The sequence below is a fragment of the Amycolatopsis sp. NPDC024027 genome (genome assembly GCF_040638975.1).
Taxonomy (GTDB): Bacteria; Actinomycetota; Actinomycetes; order Mycobacteriales; family Pseudonocardiaceae; genus Amycolatopsis.
The window spans coordinates 355,894-373,716 of sequence record NZ_JBEZYY010000006.1 but is presented as its reverse complement, the minus strand read 5'-3'; the positions used below and the strand labels follow the sequence as shown (position 1 = coordinate 373,716).

The following is a 17,823-nucleotide window of genomic DNA, read 5'->3' as shown; positions in this document are numbered from 1 at the left end:
CCGCTTGCGTCAGCCGCCGGACTCGCTGTTCTTGTCGTCGCCGCCGGGCCGGTGCTGGTCGGCGATTTGCCGCAAGAACGCCACCGGGTCTTCGTCGAGGCTGGTGAGGCTCCGGTGGCGGATCACCGCCGTCACCGCGGCTGTTCCCACCGCCCACACCGCGATCACCAGCACCACCGCCGGGGCCGGCAGCACGCGGTCCAGGAACGCCAGGTTCACCGTCACCGCCAGGGCCGCCACCCGGGCCAGCGCGAAGTACCAGCGGTGCGACCCTGCCGCGAAGACCCTCGTGCCGGCCAGGTACATCGCCAGGCCCGCCGTCGTGAACCACACCGCCGCCTGCGGCGGGGACTCGTGCAGGGACAGGTTCACCCCCGCCGCCATCAGCACCAGCGCGAAGGCCGGCATCAGGTGCCCGCCCGCGTACAGCGAATACGCCAGCGCCGGGTTGCCGCCCGAGAAGCCCAGCATGCGCTCGTAGATCTCCACCGCCGAGGAGAAGTACACCCACCAGAGCGCCCCCGCCAGGACGAGCCCGCCGGCCAGGGCCAGCCAGTACCCGAGGTCGTCGGCCGGCCGCTCCAGCGCCGCCGTGCCCACCGTGATCACCAGCTCGCCGAGCAGCAGGATCATGAACAGCCCGAACCGCTCCGCGAGGTGCGCCGAGTCGATCGCCAGGTTGGGGTCGCGCGGCGGCGCCAGCATGATCCGCCACCGGGCTTCGCGCGTGGGCCGCTCGCCGCGACGCCGTTCGTGCCGGTCGCCGAGCAGCAGGAATCCGGCTTCCTGCAGGAGCGCGACCGCCCACAGCACCCACGAGTGCGGGATGACGGCCGAGACGCCGAACAAGACGGCCGAAACCGTGTAGCCCACGCTGATCCGCCGCTGGTCGATCCCGTCGCGCGGCCACCGGTGCGCGGCCGCCAGGATCAGCCGGACCCCGGCCATCGCCGCGGCGAAGATCGCCGGGTGCCCTTCGAAGACGTGGTGCGCCTGCGTCGCGGCGATCCCGCAGGGGATCGTGCCGGCGAGGACGAACAGCCGGTCGGCGACGCGGCTGTCGTCGCCGCGGCGGTTGTACAGCACGGCGAAGCCGATCCACGTCCACCAGAGCGTCGCGAACAGGCCGAGCGCCGCGGCCGCGCGCGCCCAGTGCGGGTCCGCGACGATGCCGTGCGCCACCTGTCCCACCGCGAACACGAAGACCAGGTCGAAGTACAGCTCGACCCAGCCGACCCGCTTGCCGCCTTCGTCCACATCGGTCACGGGGAATTAATAACACACCGTCCGAACAATGCCGGAATTCGCCCCACCCGTTCCTGTGGGTAATTCTGCCGCCAGCGCGAAGCCGCATCTCGTTTTGCCGCCTCGGTGGGCCCGGAGCTGCGCGAACACGCTTGAACAGTGTGCAAGCAGCGACCGTCGGAACACAATCCGTGAGACGGGGAAATAATTGGATCTCGGCGTTCCGAAACGCCGCCGGGCAGGGTTGACAAGCACGCAGCGGGTGATGTCTTCTGCTGATCGGCTCGATCAACGCCACGTCTTCCCCTGGGGTTCCTCGTCCTGTCCGAGTTCGACATCGGCCGTACCCGCGGCTGGGAATCGAGCGATTCCGCCATGCACGAAAGCAGATCCACGCTCCGCCGCCCGGCGGACGCCGCGTGGTGGCCGGCGCACTGGAGCGTCCGCACCAAGATCAGCGTCGTCCTGCTGCTGCCGGTCCTGGTGGCGGTGGCGCTCGCGGAAGTCCGGATCCAGGGCGAACTCGACCGGGCGACGGCGCTCAGCGCGGCCCGCGACCGGCTGCCGGTGCTGCACGACACGATCGACCTGACCGCCTCGCTGGGCGAGGAAATGGTGGCCGCGGTCGCGGTTCCGGCGGGCGCGCCGGACACGTTGACCGCGGCTGTCGACGCGAAGGTGGCCGCGGTCCAGCGCGACGCCGGTTTCGCGCCGCTGCCGGGCGACACCGGCCGGGCGCTGAACACCGCGCTGGGCAAGCTCGCCGGGATCCGCGCGGCCGGCGCCGGCGGGGGTGACGTCCGCACGAAAGCCGGCGGCTACAACGACATCATCGCCACCCTCGGCGACCTCGTGCCCGCCTTCGTCCCGGCCGACGCCGGTGCCGAAACCGCGGCCGGCGCCGAAACCGCCCGGCTGCTGGTGCACCTGCGGGCCGAGCTGGCCACCGAGGAGACCTACGCGCGGGCGGCCCGGAACAGCCCGGACGACGCTTCGCTGCGCCCGGCCGTCGTGCAGACCGCGGCCGAGCAGGAGGTGCTCGGCGAGCAGGCCGAACACCAGCTCTCGGGGGATCTCCTGGCCCGGTTCAAGGCGGCGGCGAGTTCCGCCGAGGCCCGCCTCGACGCCCTGCAGGAGAGCGGGAGCAATGCGCCGCTCGCGTCGTTCACGCCCTCGATCGCCGCGGAGACGACCGGCGTGACGGCCGTGCTGAACGACGTCGCGGCGAAGCTGGCGGGCGACGTCTCGGCCGCGGCCGACCGGGCCCGCGCGGATTCGCTGCGCGACGCGGCCTTGGTGCTCGGTTCGCTGCTCGGCGCGCTCGCGATCGCGCTGCTGGTGGTGCGCTCGCTGGTCACGCCGGTGCGCCGGCTGCGCGCGGCCGCCCTGCGCGCGGCGAACGAGCAGCTCCCGGAGACCGTCCGGCAGATCCGCGAGGGGCACGAGGTCGACTGGCGCGCGGTGCCCGGCAGCGGGGCCCGGACCGACGAGGAGATCGGGCAGCTGGCGCGCGCGTTCGACGACATGCACCGCCAGGCGGTCCGGCTCGCCGTCGAACAGGCCGAGCTGCGCAAGCAGGTCAGCGAGATGTTCATGACGCTGTCGCGGCGGAGCCAGTCGCTGGTCGAGCAGCAGCTGTCGATCATCGAAGACCTCGAGGCGGGCGAGGACAACCCGCGCCGGCTCGACGAGCTGTTCCGCATCGACCACATCGCGACCCGGCTGCGCCGCAACGGGGAGAACCTGCACGTCCTGGCGGGCGGCCGCCCGGTCCGCCACGGCCGCGAACCGGTGCCGACGCGTGATCTTCTGCGCGCGGCGACGTCGGAGGTCAAGGACTACCGCCGGGTGGCGCTGGGCAACGCGCCGCGCAGTTCGGTCCAGCCCGAGGCGGCGGCGGACGTGGTGCACATCCTCGCCGAGCTGCTGGAGAACGCGACGCGCTTTTCGCCGCCGGAGCACAAGGTGGCGCTGACGGCCGACCGCGGCGCCGACGGCGGGCTGCTCATCGAGGTGGTCGACCAGGGGCTGGGCATGACCCCGGAGGAGCTGGCGACGGTGAACGCCCGGCTGGCGGCGGCCGGCACGGTCGGCCCGGAGACGACGCGCCGGATGGGCCTGTTCGTGGTCGGCAGGCTGGCGGCGTTGCACGGGGTGACGGTGCGCTTGCGGGCTACAGGAGCGGCGGCCCGCCACGCCGGGGTGACGGCGAGCGTCCACGTCCCGGGCGCACTGGTGCTGGCGGACCTGGCCCGCCCGATCGGCGCGGGCCGCCGAGCCCCGGCGGGCCGCAACGGCCACCCGCGGCCGCCGGTGGCCCCGGTGGTGCCGGCCCAGGCTTCGACGCCGATCTTCGAGCAGGTGGTGACGAGCTGGTTCACCGAGCCGCCGGCCAAGCCGGTGGTCCGCCGCAACGGAGCAAAGGGTCCGATCCAGTGGCCGGCGGCGGGGGAGCGGACGGCGGACGCAGAGCCCGAGGAAGGCTCCGAGCGTCCCGCCGCCCACCGGGCACCGGCGGACTCGGCGGACTCGGTGGCCACGGCGGAATCCGCGGCGGACCGGATCGCCTCGCTCGAGGCGGGCCGTGCCGAGGCGGGGTGGGCGGCCCGTGCGGAGACTGCCGCAGCGCATGGCGCCGTTTCGGCGGAGCCGGTGGGCTCGGTGGACGGGATGGCTTCGGTCGAGACGCCCCGTGCCGAGGCTTCCACCGCACGTGGAGCCGAGTCGGTGGACCGGGTGGCTTCGGTTGAGGCTGGACGGGCGGGCCGTGCCGAGGCTGCCGCGGCGCACCGAGCCGATCCGGCGGATCGGATGGCGCCGGTCGAGCCTGGGTGGGCGGGCCATGCTGGAGCTTCTGCGGCGCAGGGAGCGACTTCGGCGGAGCCGGGGGATCGGATCGCTTCAGCCGAGGTGGGCCGCGCCGAGACTCCCGCGGCGCAGGGAGCGGTTTCGGCGGAGCCGGCGGACCGGATCGCCCCAGCCGAGGCAGGGTGGGCGGCCCGTGCCGAAACGACCGCGGCGCACCGGGCCGCTCCGGCCGAGCAGACCTCTTTCGCCGAAGCGGCAAGCCGGCCCAGCCGAGCCGAAACCCATGCCGCCGATCCCGCCACCCGTCCCGCGCCGGCCCCCGTCGGCGACTGGGACACCCCGGCCGATCGCACGCGGCAAGCCGCCGAAAGCGCTCTCAAGCCTCCCGCCGCGCGGAACCTCACCGATGCCGGCCTGCCCACCCGGCGGCCCGGGGCGCAGCTCGCTCCCGGTGCCGTCGTTCCTCGCGCGCGCGAGGAGGCCGGTGGGACTTTCCGCGACGCCGCCGCCGTGCGCAGCAGTCTTTCGCGGCACTACCAAGGCATGCGCGCCGCCCGGATGGAAAGCGCCGCGCGTGCCGAACAATCCGGAAAGGACGAAGTGGATCCGCGATGACGGAACTGCACCCCCGGCGCTCCGCCACCCAGCAGGCGGCCCGCTCCCTCAGCGGGACGCTCCCCGCGCCGCCCGAACGGTCCACGACGCTGAACTGGCTCGTCAACGGGTTCGTCCAGGACGTCTCGGGAGTCGCGCACGCCGTGCTGGTCTCCGCCGACGGCCTGCTCGTGGCGGCCGACGACACCCTGCCCCGGGAACGCGGCGACCAGCTCGCGGCCATCGCGGCCGGCCTGTCCAGCCTGTCCCTCGGCACCGCCGAGCTGTTCACCGCCGGCCGCGTCGTGCAGTCGGTGATCGAGATGGAGCAGGGGTTCCTGCTGCTGATGAGCGTCGGCGACGGCTCGAACCTCGTCGTGCTCGCCTCGACCGGCTGCGACATCGGGCTGGTCGGCTACGAGATGACGATGCTGGTCGAGCGGGTGGGGCAGAAGGTCGACGTGCCCGCGCGCGAGATACCGGTGGCCCAGGACCACCGGTGACCGACGATCCGCCCGGGGACGAGCCGCGCCGCAGCCCGGCGCTGGCCCGCCCCTACGCGTGGACCGAAGGCCGGACGGCCCCGGCCGTCGAAATCGCCGTCGAAGCGCTGGTCGAGACCACCGCCGACGGCCGGGCCGAGGCCGTCTACCAGACGTCGAGCGCGCTGTCGGAAGTGCTCGAGCTGTGCGTCCGGCCGCGGTCGCTGATGGAGATCGCCGCGCTGCTGGGCCTGCCGCTCGGCGTGGTCCGCGTGCTCGTGTCGGACCTGATGCAGGACTACCTGGTGATCGTTCGCGACACGCTGTCGGACACGGCCACCTGGGACGAGCGCCACGACCTGATGGAACGCGTGCTGCACGGGCTGCGCGACCTGTAGAGAGGACTTCGCCATGGAGCATTTCGCGCTGGGGCACTGGCTGCTCGTGCTCGCGTACCTGACGTCGGTGGTCGGCTGCGCGCTCGGGCTGGCGTGCGCGGTCCAAGCCCGCCACGCGGCCGATCCCCGCCACCGCGTGCGGTGGCTGGTGCTGGCCGCCGTTTCGATCGGCGGCGTCGGCATCTGGCTGATGCACTTCGTGGCCATGCTCGGCTTCAGCACCCCGGGCATGCCGGTCCGCTACGACATCTTCCGCACGGTCCTGTCGGCGATCCTGTCGGTGGCGGCGGTGTTCGCGGGGCTCGTGGTGGTGGGCGGCCGCGCGAAGTTCGGCTGGTGGCGCCTGGCCCTCGGCGGCGTCATCACCGGCCTGGCGGTGAATGTCATGCACTACACGGGGATGTCGGCGCTGCGGGTGAAGGGCGACTTCGGCTACGACGGCGGCCTGGTGGCCCTCTCGGTGGTGATCGCGGTGGTGGCGGCGACCGCCGCGCTGTGGTTCGCGGTCTTCCTCGACCGCCTTCCGCTGCGGCTGCTGGCCGGCTTCGTGATGGGCGCGGCGGTGACGGGCATGCACTACACGGGCATGGCGGCGGTCCGGATGACGATGGACCCGAACGCCCCGGACCCGGCGGGCGCGGAGGTGTTCTCCTTCCTGTTCCCGGTCTTCGTGCTGGCGGCGATCGCGATGGCCGTGCCGCTGTGCGCGGTCCTGATGGCGCCGGCGGTCCCGGCGGAAACCGCCGAGACCGTCGTGGAAGACGCCGTCACGGTGTGAGCCGGCCCGCGGAGCACGTCCGCGGGCCGGCGATCTCACCTCCTCACAGGCTGCACAGCAGCGAGCAGGCCTTGGCCGACGACCAGTCCGTCGTGGACGGAGGTGTCCCCGGCGGGACGTTCACCGGTACGTAGGTCACCTTCGCCTTGTTGGTGATCGGGAACAGGTTCAGCAGCGCGTACGTGGCGCAGTACACCTGCTTCGTCTGGCCCGCCGCCAGTGCGAACGGCCCCGTCTGGCACGTCGGCTCGACGGTGTCCACGACCTGCGCGGACGTGATCCCCACCGGACCCTGGTTGGTCACCGTGATCCGCCAGTACGCCGACGCCGCGAGCACCCCGAGCAGGCCCACCGGGGCCTGTTTCGCCCACGGCCCGGCGCCGCCCGGGCCGCACTGGGCCGGGTGGATCGCCGTGCAGATCTCCTTCTCCACGGTCACCTTCGGGGTGCACGACGCGCCCGGGGCGACCGGGAGCGTCACCGTGTTGGAACTGAACGAACCCGTCGAATCCGTGCCCGTCGCCGTGTTCGCCACCGACGTCACCGTGCAGTCCGCCGAGATCGTCGTGCGGAAGCACACCTGGGGTGCGTCGCCGGCGAAGTCCACCACCAGCGAACCGCTGAAGCCCGCCGCGCTGTGGAGCACCAGGGTCGTCGTCACGGTGATCGACGGGTGTGCCGCCACCGAGACGCCGCTGAGGTCGACCGAGCCGTCCGGGGCGAAGCCCGGGGTCGGCACCACCGCGTTGTCCTGGTCGACGACCGTCACCCGCGACGCCGCGAAGTCGACGTTCGCCGGGTCGACGCCCGTCAGCCGCGCGGACGTGTAGCCCTGGACGTGACTTCCGCCGTCACAGTAGAAATCACCCGGCCGCAGGGTCACCTGCCCGCCGGAGCGGACACACGGCGTGGCACCGGTGATCGGGTCCATCGAGAACAGCACACCCGCGTCGCCGAGGCCGATCAGGCAGCCCGACGGCGGGTCGTACGCGTAGCCGTAGTCCCGCGTCGCGCCCCCGTTCACCGACGGGTGGGTGATCCGGGCGGGCAGTCCCGCGCACGCCGCCCCCGTCGTCCAGTCGTGGCACACCGCCGCACCCGCGATACCGCCGTTCCAGACCGGGAGGTAGCTGCGCACGTGGCCGCTCGGGTCGGTGACGACCTCCGGGTTGAAGACGTACGTCCCGTTCGGCAGCGCGGCCGCGCCCGGTGGCGCGGGCAGCGCCGACCCGTCGAGCGCGTAGCACGTCGTGACGTTGCTGCCGCCGGTCGTCGACGAGCACACCCCCACCGGGGCACCGGTCGCGCCGAACGCCGTGTAGGCGTTGTAGGTGAAGTTCCCCGCCGGTCCGGTCGGCCGCCAGGAAGCCCAGCCGGCGCACGCCGCGGTCGTCGCCGGGTCGAAACAGCCGAGTGAGGGCTGCTGACCGGTGTTGGGGTCCGACGACGACGCGAACACCTTGCCCGCCACGACGTCCAGCGCGCCGTAGACGTACGAGTTCACCCCGATGGGCGGCGCGATCGGCGCGTACGGCTGGCCGCCGCAGGCGCTCTGGGTGGCGATGGTCCAGCAGACCACCGCGCCGCTGCTGATCAGGCCGTACAGGTTGCCGCCGGTCTCCACGAGCCCGGTGATGCCGCTGACCGCGGGCGACCCACCGGTGGGGGCCAGCGCCCAGTACCCGCAGTTGGCGGAGGCGGCCATGTCGAGGCAGGCGACGCCGACGGAAGCCGCCGTGACGGCGGGGTAGTAGACCTTTGCCGGCGACGCGGGATCGCGGACGTACTGCTCGACCATGGTGGTGGCGATGTCCCCGCCCCCCAGCGTGCCGAGCGGGCCGGGCGCGGTGTTGAGCACCTTCGGCCACGGGCCGCCCGGGCACCGCGTGCCGGTGGCGAGCTCGGTGCAGACCACCTTCGGCGACGTGGCCCCCAGGTGGTGGTAGATGTTCCAGGCCTGCAGCGAGCCGCTCGGCGTGCGGTACAGGATCGGCGAGAAGCCGTCGCCGCCGGTCGCGGTGGTGACCGCCTGCACGGGCGGGGTGAGGGCGCCGGTCAGCTGGGTCGCGTCGGGACCGACGGCGGGGTTCGTCGCGCGGACGGCGGTGACGCCGGACGCCGGTTCGGCACCGGTGAACGTGCTGCCGTCGGTGGACCACTCCGGCGTCCAGCCGGGCGGGACGTGCAGCGACCCGGACTGGTAGGCCAGGCCGGCGCCGACGGCGTCGGTGATGGCGGCGGCGCCGGTCGTGGTCGCGTGGTCTTCGTAGCCGACGACCCAGTTCGCGGTCGCGCCGTGGGCGGCCGGGGAACCGGTGCCCTGCACGGACTTCGTCAGCGCCGAGACCGCCGGGGCGGGGTCGGCGGCCGCGGGCAGCGGGACGACGGTGGCCGTCGCGAGCGCCAGGGGCAGGACCGCCCCCAGCATGCGTCTTCGCATGGTTGGTCCTCGATTCCGGAAAGGGGTGAAATGCGTCAGGAAACGTTTTCCTGGCCGAAGGAAAATCCTATGCCGCTCCGGCAGTGTGGTTGAAGCACTCTCACCCGGGCGCCGAAAAGGCGATGCGAACAGCGCAATTGCTGGGCCGTCTGCCGTGGTGGGCATCTGCCGTGACGAGGGGTTTCGCTGTGGTCGTCACCCGAACGCCGTCCGGCGTTCACTCGTTCGAGTAACGAGGGTGGGCTAAGAAACGACGTTTTCCGAAGTGGCCGATGATTTATTCACCGGAAGCCCGATCCTGCGGCCCATCATCAGCTGTGAGCGAATTCGCTGGCCCGGTGGTGATCTCGGTGCTTGGGTGTCGGTATGGAGATCTTGGTGCTGGGCGGAACGGCGTGGGTGGCTCGCGAGCTGTCGCGGCAGGCGATCGAACGCGGCCACCGGGTGACCTGCCTCGCGCGCGGCGAGAGCGGAAAAGCCGCGGACGGCGCGACCCTGGTCGCCGCCGACCGGCGCGACCGATCGGCGTACGAGCCCCTGCTCGACCGGGTGTGGGACGCGGTCGTCGAGGTCTCGTGGCAGCCGGGTTTCGTTCGCGGAGCGCTCGACGCACTGGGCGGCAAGGCCGGGCACTGGGTGTACGTCTCGTCCGGCAACGTCTACGCCTCCCACGCCACCCCGGGAGCCGACGAGTCCGCGGCCTTGCTCGCCCCGACGGACCGGAACGAGGTCGACCGCGCGCTGTACGGCGAAGCGAAGGTCGCCTGCGAGCAGGCGTCGGCGGCCGCGGTGGGCGAGCGCCTCCTCATCGCCCGGGCCGGGCTCATCGGCGGCCCGGGTGATCACACCGGGCGCTCCGGCTACTGGGTCGCCCGCGCGGCCCGCGATCCGCGGGGGCCGATGCTGGTCCCCGGCACCCCGGCCGTGCCCACCCAGGTGGTCGACGTGCGGGACCTCACCGCCTGGCTGCTGGACTCCGCGGAGACCGGCACCACCGGCACCTACAACGCGGTGGGCCCGGTCGTTCCGTTCGGGGAGTGGATCGAGCTGTCCCGCGCGGCCGGCGGGCACACCGGCCCGGTGGTCACCGCCGGGTCCGAGTGGCTGCGCGCCCACGGCGTGGCCGAGTACATGGGGCCCGAATCGCTGGCGATGTGGCTGGTCGAGCCGGGCTGGGAAGGGTGGTCGGCCCGGGACGGGTCCGCGGCGCGTGCCGCGGGGTTGCGGCACCGGCCCCGGGCGGAGTTGCTGGCGGACACGTTGCGTTGGGAGCGTGAGCAGGGGCTGGGTCGGGAGCGGGGCGCGGGTCTGAGCGCGCGGCGTGAGCATGAGTTGCTCGACGCCCTCGGCTGAAGCCGGGGCGCTAACCGGATTCGGCGTCGAAGCGGAGGTTCGACGTGATGCGGTAACGGTCGCCGCGGTAGACCGAGCGGGTCAGCTCGACTATCCGGCCCGTGGTGTCCCGGGTGAGCCGCTCGATGTGCAGGATCGGGGCGTACACGGCGATTTCGAGGAGCTCGGCCTGGCCGGGGTCGGTGACCGCGGGTTCGATCGTCTGCACCGCGTCCTGCACGGCGATGCCGAAGCGTTCCCGCAGCAGCCGGTAGAAGTTGCCCGCCTCCAGGTCCGCCGGGCGCAGGCCGGGGACCAGGGAAGCGGGCAGTGCCAGGCCTTCGATCGCGATCGGTTCGTCGTCGACGTACCGGACCCGGGTGACGCGCAGCACCGGCGTGCCCGGCTCGAGCTCCAGCTCCCCGGCCAGGGACCGCGGGGCGGGGGAGACCGCGAACGCGACCACCCGGCTGGTCCAGTGGCCTTCCGCCGGCGGCACCGCGAGCCCGGTCGCCAGTTCCTGGGTGACCTTGTGCGGGCTGGTGAACGTGCCCCGGCCGCGCTGGCGCACCAGCAGCCCGGTGCGGGTCAGCTCGTCGATGGCGGCCCGGACGGTCGGGCGCGAGACGCCCAGCTCCGCGGCCAGGTCCCGTTCGGAGGCGAGCCCGGTGCCGGGGCCGGCGTTCTCGATCACCTTCAGCAGGTGCCGCCGGACGCGGTCGCGCTTCACGGTGGGCGGCCGGTCGGCCGGCTCGCCGGCTTCGTTGCGGGGGTTCCGGGTGGCGGAGCCCCCGGCCTGGGGCGGAGCCCCGGATGTCACGGCTTCTTTTCGGGGGCTCCGGGTGGCGGATCCCCCGGGCGCATCCCCGGATGGCACAGCGGTCAAGGCACCGTCTTCCCGGATACTCCGAGCGCGCCGGCGAACCGGACGCGCTCCTTCGGCAGGGCACCCAGCGCGCGTAGCCGGTCGAGGTGGCCGGCCAGGCGCTGGCGGAAATCAGCATAACCGCGGCTCGGCGGCGACCACGCCCGCTCGGCCAGGGCGCACAGCCGCGGGAATGCCAGGTGCCGCACGTGCTCGGGGGTCGGCGCGTGCTCGGTCCACAGCTGGGCCTGGGTGCCGAGCACCCCGGGCGCCGTCCCGTCGCTGACGGGCAGCCCGCCCGCCAGGGGATCGAAGCGGTAGACGTCCTCGAGCGTTGTCACGGGCTCGCGCGGCGGCTCGCCGGGGTCCTCGCTCTGCCGGTAGTCGAAGTACGTCGACGTGTGCGGCGCCATGACGACCTGGTGGCCGCGGGCGACGGCGAGCGCGCCGTGGGCGGGGTCGCGCCACGCGGTCACGACCAAGTCCGCCGGCAGCCCTCCCGCGGCGTGGCCGGTCTCGTCCCAGCACACGGCCCGGCGGCCCAGCTCCGCGACGATGTCGTGCAGCCGGCCGAGGAACCACGGGTGGAGTTCGGCGGGACGCACCCCGAGGCCCGCCGCGGTGGCCTGCGCGTCCGGGCTGGTCTCCCACTGCGTGGTCGGGCATTCGTCGCCGCCGATGTGCAGGTACGGCGAAGGGAACACCTCGGCGACCTGCGTGAGGACGTCCCGGCAGAAGGCGAAGGCCTCGTCGTGGACGCCGAGGATGTCCGGGCTGATGCCCCACTCCGTCCACACCGGCAGCGCCACTTCAGGCCGGTTGCCCAGCGAAGGGTAGGCGGCCAGTGCCGCGCGCACGTGCCCGGGCAGGTCGATCTCCGGCACGATCCGCACGCCGCGTTCGGCGGCGAAGGCGACCAGGTCGCGGAGCTCCCGCTGGGTGTAGAAGCCGCCGTGCGGGACGCCGTCGAAGACGCCGCTGCCCGCGGGCCCGACCATCGATTCGGCCCGCCAGGCCCCGACCTCGGTGAGCCGGGGCCATCCGCCGATCTCGATCCGCCAGCCCTGGTCGTCGGTGAGGTGCAGGTGCAGGACGTTGAACTTGTGCAGCGCCACGAGGTCGACGAACTCGCGCAGGAACGAAAGCGGCATGAAGTGCCGGGCGACGTCGAGCAGCACGCCGCGCCACGGCAGGCGGGGCGCGTCGCGGATCGTCAGGCACGGCAACCGCGGGTGCAGTTGGCGGATCGTCTGCACCCCGGCGAGCAGGCCCGCGTCCGTGGACGCGGTGAGCAGCGCGCGGCCGGGGGTGACTTCCAGGGTGTACTCCTCCGGCCCCAGCCCCGGCTTCCGCGCCAGCCGGACGGCGGGGCCGTCGGGGACCAGCGGGAGCCCCGTGTACGCGGCGAGCAGCCGGGCCGGGCCGTGGGTGCCGGGGCCCGCCAGGATCCCGGTGGGCACGCAGGAACCGGCGCGGCGGGTCAGCCGCGCGGGGCGGGGGATGAGCATCAGCCCTTCACCGCGCCCGCGGTCATGCCTTCGACCAGGTGGCGCTGCACGAGCGCGAAGAAGATGACGACGGGCAGTGCGAACAGCGTCGACGCGGCGATCAGGCCGCCGTAGTCGGTGCCGGTGCTGGTGCTGAACGAAACCAGCCAGACCGGCAGCGTGTAGCCCGAGCTGTCCTTCATGATCACGTAGGCGAAGAGGAAGTCGTTCCACGCGGTGATGAAGGCGAACACGCTGGTCGCGATCAGCCCGGGCAGCACGAGCGGCAGCAGGACCGAACGCATGACCCGCCCGCGCGTCGCGCCGTCGACCATCGCCGCCTCCTCCAGCTCGACCGGGATGCCGTGCAGGAAGCCGCGCAGCGTCCAGATCGTGAACGGCAGCACGAGCGCCACGTAGGTCAGGATCAGCCCGGGCAGCGTGTCGAGCAGGTGCGCGCTCTTGAGGCCGAGGAACAGCGGGATGACCAGCGCGGGCACCGGCACCATCTGCAGCACGAGCACGCCGACGAGGAAGCTGCGGCGCCCGAAGAACCGGAAGCGCGTCAACGCCGTCGCGGCCAGGAAGGCGACCACAATGGACAGCAGGACGACCGCGACGACGACCACGACGCTGTTGGCGAGGTCCTGGACGAACCCGGGTTTGGCGAGCGCGCCGGCGAAGTTGCCCAGGGTGACGTCGACGGGCAGGAACTCGGGCGTGGGCTGGAGGATCTTGCCCGCCGGCTTGAACGCCGTGAGCACCATCCAGTAGACCGGGAAGATCCACACGAGGCAGAACACCGCCGCGATCGCGTTGCGGCCGAACCGCCGGATCACAGGTCCTCCCCGGACCGGACGAGCCGCCGCACGTACACGGCGGTCAGGCCGACCAGCAGCACGACCGAGACGACGGCGATCGCCGCGCCCTGGCCGAAGTCGTTGCGGCTGAAGGCGCGCGTGAAGGTCCAGATGCCGAGCGTCGTGGTGCCGCCGCCCGGGCCGCCCTGGGTGAGGATCCAGATCTGGTTGAACACGGTGAAGTCCCAGATGACCGAGAGGATGGTGACCAGGCCGAGGATCGGCTGCAGGAAGGGGACGGTGATCGTGCGGTGCACCCGCCACGGCCCGGCGCCGTCCAGCGCCGCGGCTTCGTAGTAGGAGCGCGGGATCTGGGAGAGGCCGGCGTGCAGGGTGAGCGCGGCGAACGGGACCGACTGCCACACGACCAGCAGCCAGACGAGGGTGAACGCCGACGCCGGGGTCGTGGTCCAGTCGTGCTGGGTGAGGTCCCCGAACCCGAGCCGGGTCAGCAGCCAGTTCACCACTCCGTAGCCGGGCTGGAAGAGCCACTGCCAGACCAGGGTGGACGCCACGTTCGGCAGGGCCCACGCCGCGATCAGGCAGAGGGTGACCGCCGTGCGCATCCGGCGGCCCAGGCCACGCAGCAGCAGCGCGACGCCGGAGGCGATCACCAGCGTGCCGGCCACCAGCGCGGCGCAGAACCCGAGGCTGCGCCCGAGGACTCCGAGCAGCTCGGGATCGGCGAGGACGGCGGCGTAGTTGTCCCAGCCGGCGAAGCGGGTCGTGCCGGTGAACAGCGACCGCAGCCCGTAGTCCTGCAGCGAAATGACGACCAGCCGCACCAGCGGGTAGCCGAGCACGAGCCCGAGCAGCGTGGCCGCGGGCAGAAGCAGGCCGTAGGGCAGCAGGGAGCGGCGACGGGGCGCCGCCGTTCTTTCCCGGGTGGGTGCCTTCTCGAGCAGCACGGGGGACTCCTTCGCGGAACAGGGGCGGGGTGGCTCGGCGGGGACGGCGGTCGGCCGGGCCACCCCGCCGGTCAGCGGGCGCCCAGCGCCTCGGTCAGGTGGGCGTCGAACTCCCGGGCCGCGTCGGCGATCGGCCGGCGTCCGGTGGCGATGTCGGCGAAGAACGTGTTGATGGACTTGTCGCTCTCGATGGTCGCCCAGCCGGGGGCGGCCGGAGTGGCGACGCTGGTCTTCGCCGCGGTGGCGAACGCGACGTTGAGCGGCGGCAGCGCCGGTGTGATCCGGTCGATCAGCTCGGTCGAGATCGGCGTCCAGCCGTCGATGCCGGCGATGGCGTCACGCTGCACGGCCGGGTCCGTGGCCGCCTTCAGGTAGGCCAGCGCGAGGTCCTGGTTGCGGCTCTTGGCGGCGACGACGAGGTCCGAGCCGCCGAGGAACACCGGCTGCGTCTTCCCGGGCGTGCCGCTCGGGAAGGGGAACGTGCCCAGCCGGTCCTTCAGCTCCGGCTTGTTCTTGAGCACGGTGTTGACGCTCGTGTCGAGGATGGCCGCGGCCCCGCCGGCGGAGAAGATCGCGGCCTGGTCCGGGGCCTTGGTGTCGACGTTGCGGGACGCGGGGGAGGAGTAGGCGTTCTGGAAGTCCTTCCACGCCTGCAGGCCCTTGAGCGCTTCGGGGCTTTCCAGCGCACCGGTCCACTTCCCGTCCTTCCGGGTGGCCAGCTGCCCGCCCGCGTCCCAGACGAACTGCAGCGCGCCGAACCAGTACCGGCCGGGGAAGTGGAAGGCCGAGTAGTCCGGCGCCGGGTGCTTCGCCTTGATCTTGTCCAGGGCGGCGGTGAGCTCCGGCAGGGTCTTCGGCGGGTCGGTGACGCCGGCGTCGGCCCAGACCTGCTTGTCGTAGATCACCGCGCGGTTGCCGGCGAACAGCGGCGCGCCGTAGAGGTGTCCGTCCACAGTGGCCGGTCCGGCCAGGCCGGGCAGCCAGGTCTGGCCCGCGGCGAGCTCGTCGTGGTGCGGGGTGAGGTCGGTCAGCGCGCCGTTGGCGGCGAACAGCGGGACGTCGGTGTTGCCGATTTCGATGACGTCCGGCGTGGTGTCCTGGGCCAGCGCGGTGCTGATCTTCGTGTTGATGTTGTCCCATTCCTGGATCTGCACGGTGACCTTCGCGCCGGTGGCCTTCTCGAACGCGGCGCCGATCGCCGCGGCGGCCTTGTCGCTGAGATCGCCGTTCATCAGCCAGACGGTCAGCCCGCCGCCGCGAGCGGCGGGAGCGGGGGTGTCGGTGCCGCAGGCGGTGGCGGTCACGGTGGCGACGGCCAGTACGGCGGCGAGGATGCGTCTGCGCACGGGGAGCTCCTGAGTGGTCAGCAGTGGCCGAGGTCGCGCCACTGGGCGGTGAGGCCGGGCTCCGAACCCTGCGTCCACCAGTTCGCCTGCCAGAGGTGGGCGCTGTGCTTCACCCGCTGGCCCTCGAGGTACACGGTGCCCCAGTCCCATTCCGCTGCCGACGAGCAGTTCGCGGGCTGGGTCGGGGTGGTGGGGGTCGTCGGCGTGGTGGGCGTGGTCGGCTGGGTGGTCGCCGGCGGGGTGGTCGGCGTGCTGCAGCCATTGACACTGTCCACATGGGACGTTCCGGCGGAGCGGTACTGCCCGGCCTGGGCGACGGCGTCGGCCGGGGAGACGACCTGGTTGCCCGCGTAGTAGGTCCAGTCGACCTGTTCGGTGTAGGCGCTGGTGCCGCTGGTGTGGCCGGCGGTGTCGATGAACCACATGTTGTAGTTGATCGACATCGGGGTGCGCGGGTACACCGGGTTGCCCTGCGCGTCGGTGGTGTGGTCCGCGGTGAGCACGCCGTCGATGTAGTACTTCACGTGCCCGCCGGAGACCTGCGTGACGACGTCGTGCCAGCCGGCGAAGCTGCGGTTCTGCGCGGTGGACGTGCGCAGGCCGTCCCACGTGGGGTTGTTCCAGTAGGTGTACCAGCTGGTCTGGTAGTTCGCCGTCGAGCCGCCCCAGCCGCCGTTGGGCAGGTACTCCGAGAAGTCCAGTTCGCTGTAGAGCGGGTCGCGGTCGTACCGCAGCGGGGAAATCGTGAAGTAGGTTTCGTTGACGTGGTCGCCGTCGGGGCCGCTGTCCGGCGCGTCGGTGAAGCGGACGCGGCTGGCGTACGTGCCTTCGAAGAACCGCAGCTGGTTCTGGTACAGCTCCGCGTGGGTCGTGCCGGCGGCGCTGCCGTCGGTGGTGGCGGTGAGCTGGGCGACGCGCTCGCCGTTCACGGCCGGGAAGCTGATGTTGCTCGTGAGCCAGCGCGCGCCCGGCACCCCGGGGCTGCCGACGTCGTTGCGCGTGGTCCACCCGGCGCCGCCGAAGGCGCCGTCACCGGGCGAGGAGTAGTGGAAGTCGTCGAAGAGCACACCGCAGCCGGCGGCGGCGGACGCCGGGCTGGCGTCGGCCCCGCCGGAGAGGACAAGGGCGGCCGTGGCCGCGGTGGCGAGGCTCGTCAAGGCTGCGGTGGTGGTCCGGATGCTGCTGCGGGACATGGGTCTCCTCCTGGGGATGGCCTGCCGCGGGGAGCGCCGATTGGTCTAGACGAATCAGGTGGCCAGTACCTTCCTCCCTGACCATTGGTAAAGTCAAGGAGGCGGCAAAACTTACCTTTGGTAATTTCCGTGACCGTCAGCGCACCCAGTCGCGGTAGGCGCTCAGGTCCACGTTGCCGCCGCACACGACGGTCACCACGTGCCGCCCGGCGAACCGGTCCCGGTCTTCGAGGACCGCCGCGATGCCCAGCGCGGCCGAGGGTTCCACCACCAAGCCGGCGTGCTCGAAGAGCAGCCGCATCCCGGCGATGATCGACGCCTCGGTGACGAGAACGGCGTCGTGCGCGACGACGAGGAGGTCGGCCAGGACCGCCGGGATCGGCCGCCGCCCGGCGACGCCGTCGGCGATCGTGTTCGTCGGGCCGGTGGTGACGACGCGCCGGGCGTGCCAGGAGCGCGTCATCGCCGGAGCGCCCGCCGGCTGGACGCCGAGCACCTCGGTGCCGGGCGCCAGGGACCGCACCACGTGCCCCACGCCGGTCGCGAGAGCCCCGCCGCCGAGGGCGAGCAGGACGGCGTCGAACGACGTTGCGGCGTCCACCAGTTCCAGGCCGATGGTCGCCGCGCCCTCGCAGGTTTCCAGGTCCAGGCTGTCTTCGACCAGCCGGATGCGGTCGCGGCGAGCGATGGCCGCCGCGCGCTCGCGGGCCAATTCGTGGTCACCGTCCACCAGTTCGAGCCGGGCGCCCAGCGCGCGGATGCGGTCGAGCTTGGCCGCCGTCGCATGTCGGGACGCGACGACCGTGACGGCAAGCCCCCGGCCGCGCCCCGACCACGCGAGGGCTTGACCGAGGTTGCCCGCGCTGGCGCACACCACCGCCCCCGCGAGCCCGCTCGCGACCACTTCGGTGCCGCGGCCCTTGAAGCTCCGCACCGGATTCGCCGTCTCGAGCTTGATGCTCACCGCACACCCCAGCACCGGTTCCAGCGCCTCGCAGCGGTACAGCGGCGTGTCCAGGAAGACCGGATCGATCACCTCGCGGGCCGCCCGGATCCGGGCGAGGTCGAGGCGCGTTTCCGGCACGGT

Annotated in this window: 14 protein-coding genes; 5 read left to right on the top strand and 9 right to left on the bottom strand. The window is 72.7% G+C overall.

Going from position 1 to position 17,823, the window contains the following annotated elements; all coding sequences use genetic code 11:
• Positions 1–9 precede the first annotated feature (9 nt).
• The gene (locus AB0F52_RS18275; protein WP_360171782.1) at positions 10–1,266 is read right to left on the bottom strand and encodes a low temperature requirement protein A; all 1,257 of its coding nucleotides are present in this window, start codon (positions 1,264–1,266) and stop codon (positions 10–12) included.
• 354 nt (positions 1,267–1,620) lie between these two features.
• Between AB0F52_RS18275 and AB0F52_RS18270 the strand changes: the two genes are divergently transcribed.
• Genes AB0F52_RS18270 through AB0F52_RS18255 form a run of 4 tightly spaced genes read left to right on the top strand, consistent with a single transcriptional unit; the run spans position 1,621 to position 6,305 of the window.
• Positions 1,621–4,668 carry an ATP-binding protein gene (locus AB0F52_RS18270; RefSeq protein WP_360171779.1) on the top strand — a complete coding sequence of 1,016 codons (3,048 nt, stop codon included), beginning with the start codon at positions 1,621–1,623 and terminating at the stop codon, positions 4,666–4,668.
• Positions 4,665–5,150, top strand: a complete 486-nt coding sequence (locus AB0F52_RS18265; RefSeq protein WP_360171776.1) for a roadblock/LC7 domain-containing protein — start codon at positions 4,665–4,667, stop codon at positions 5,148–5,150. Before AB0F52_RS18270 ends, AB0F52_RS18265 begins: the two co-directional genes overlap by 4 nt.
• Entirely contained in the window at positions 5,147–5,527 is a 381-nt protein-coding gene (locus AB0F52_RS18260) for a DUF742 domain-containing protein (RefSeq protein ID WP_360171773.1), read from the top strand. The genes AB0F52_RS18265 and AB0F52_RS18260 overlap by 4 nt, the downstream gene beginning before the upstream one ends.
• Positions 5,528–5,540: 13 nt before the next feature.
• Positions 5,541–6,305 (top strand): MHYT domain-containing protein, encoded by a 765-nt coding sequence (locus tag AB0F52_RS18255; protein ID WP_360171770.1) that lies wholly within the window; start codon positions 5,541–5,543, stop codon positions 6,303–6,305.
• A gap of 43 nt (positions 6,306–6,348) precedes the next feature.
• On the opposite strand, the gene AB0F52_RS18250 is transcribed toward AB0F52_RS18255, so the two are convergent.
• Entirely contained in the window at positions 6,349–8,745 is a 2,397-nt protein-coding gene (locus AB0F52_RS18250) for a hypothetical protein (protein ID WP_360171767.1), read from the bottom strand.
• 366 nt (positions 8,746–9,111) lie between these two features.
• Here AB0F52_RS18250 and AB0F52_RS18245 point away from each other — a divergent pair, with 366 nt between their 5' ends.
• Positions 9,112–10,098 carry an NAD-dependent epimerase/dehydratase family protein gene (locus tag AB0F52_RS18245; protein WP_360171764.1) on the top strand — a complete coding sequence of 329 codons (987 nt, stop codon included), beginning with the start codon at positions 9,112–9,114 and terminating at the stop codon, positions 10,096–10,098.
• A 10-nt stretch (positions 10,099–10,108) separates the two neighbouring features.
• Here AB0F52_RS18245 and AB0F52_RS18240 read toward each other — a convergent pair whose 3' ends face one another.
• The 7 genes from AB0F52_RS18240 to AB0F52_RS18210 form a co-directional block, all read right to left on the bottom strand.
• Positions 10,109–10,897, bottom strand: coding sequence for a GntR family transcriptional regulator (locus AB0F52_RS18240; protein WP_360171761.1), 789 nt, complete (start codon positions 10,895–10,897; stop codon positions 10,109–10,111).
• A 62-nt stretch (positions 10,898–10,959) separates the two neighbouring features.
• Entirely contained in the window at positions 10,960–12,450 is a 1,491-nt protein-coding gene (locus AB0F52_RS18235) for a beta-N-acetylhexosaminidase (RefSeq protein ID WP_360171758.1), read from the bottom strand.
• The gene (locus tag AB0F52_RS18230; protein WP_360171755.1) at positions 12,450–13,268 is read right to left on the bottom strand and encodes a carbohydrate ABC transporter permease; all 819 of its coding nucleotides are present in this window, start codon (positions 13,266–13,268) and stop codon (positions 12,450–12,452) included. Before AB0F52_RS18230 ends, AB0F52_RS18235 begins: the two co-directional genes overlap by 1 nt.
• Complete coding sequence (locus AB0F52_RS18225; protein ID WP_360171752.1) at positions 13,265–14,197, bottom strand: sugar ABC transporter permease; 933 nt, start codon at positions 14,195–14,197, stop codon at positions 13,265–13,267. The genes AB0F52_RS18230 and AB0F52_RS18225 overlap by 4 nt, the downstream gene beginning before the upstream one ends.
• A 71-nt stretch (positions 14,198–14,268) precedes the next feature.
• Positions 14,269–15,543: an extracellular solute-binding protein gene (locus tag AB0F52_RS18220; RefSeq protein WP_360171749.1), complete on the bottom strand. Its 1,275-nt coding sequence runs from the start codon at positions 15,541–15,543 to the stop codon at positions 14,269–14,271.
• A 17-nt stretch (positions 15,544–15,560) separates the two neighbouring features.
• A complete protein-coding gene (locus AB0F52_RS18215) occupies positions 15,561–16,736 on the bottom strand; it encodes a carbohydrate-binding protein (protein WP_360171746.1) in 1,176 nt (391 codons plus the stop codon).
• A gap of 136 nt (positions 16,737–16,872) precedes the next feature.
• A complete protein-coding gene (locus tag AB0F52_RS18210) occupies positions 16,873–17,820 on the bottom strand; it encodes a pyridoxal-phosphate dependent enzyme (RefSeq protein ID WP_360171743.1) in 948 nt (315 codons plus the stop codon).
• Between the last annotated feature and the right edge of the window lie 3 nt (positions 17,821–17,823).

What these genes read in the sequence shown, in the direction of transcription:
- AB0F52_RS18255 (WP_360171770.1), top strand. Translation starts at nt 5,541, where the DNA reads ATGGAGCATTTCGCGCTGGGGCACTGGCTGCTCGTGCTCGCGTACCTG.
- AB0F52_RS18250 (WP_360171767.1), bottom strand. Translation starts at nt 8,745, where the DNA reads ATGCGAAGACGCATGCTGGGGGCGGTCCTGCCCCTGGCGCTCGCGACG.
- AB0F52_RS18235 (WP_360171758.1), bottom strand. Translation starts at nt 12,450, where the DNA reads ATGCTCATCCCCCGCCCCGCGCGGCTGACCCGCCGCGCCGGTTCCTGC.
- AB0F52_RS18270 (WP_360171779.1), top strand. Translation starts at nt 1,621, where the DNA reads ATGCACGAAAGCAGATCCACGCTCCGCCGCCCGGCGGACGCCGCGTGG.
- AB0F52_RS18265 (WP_360171776.1), top strand. Translation starts at nt 4,665, where the DNA reads ATGACGGAACTGCACCCCCGGCGCTCCGCCACCCAGCAGGCGGCCCGC.
- AB0F52_RS18245 (WP_360171764.1), top strand. Translation starts at nt 9,112, where the DNA reads ATGGAGATCTTGGTGCTGGGCGGAACGGCGTGGGTGGCTCGCGAGCTG.
- AB0F52_RS18215 (WP_360171746.1), bottom strand. Translation starts at nt 16,736, where the DNA reads ATGTCCCGCAGCAGCATCCGGACCACCACCGCAGCCTTGACGAGCCTC.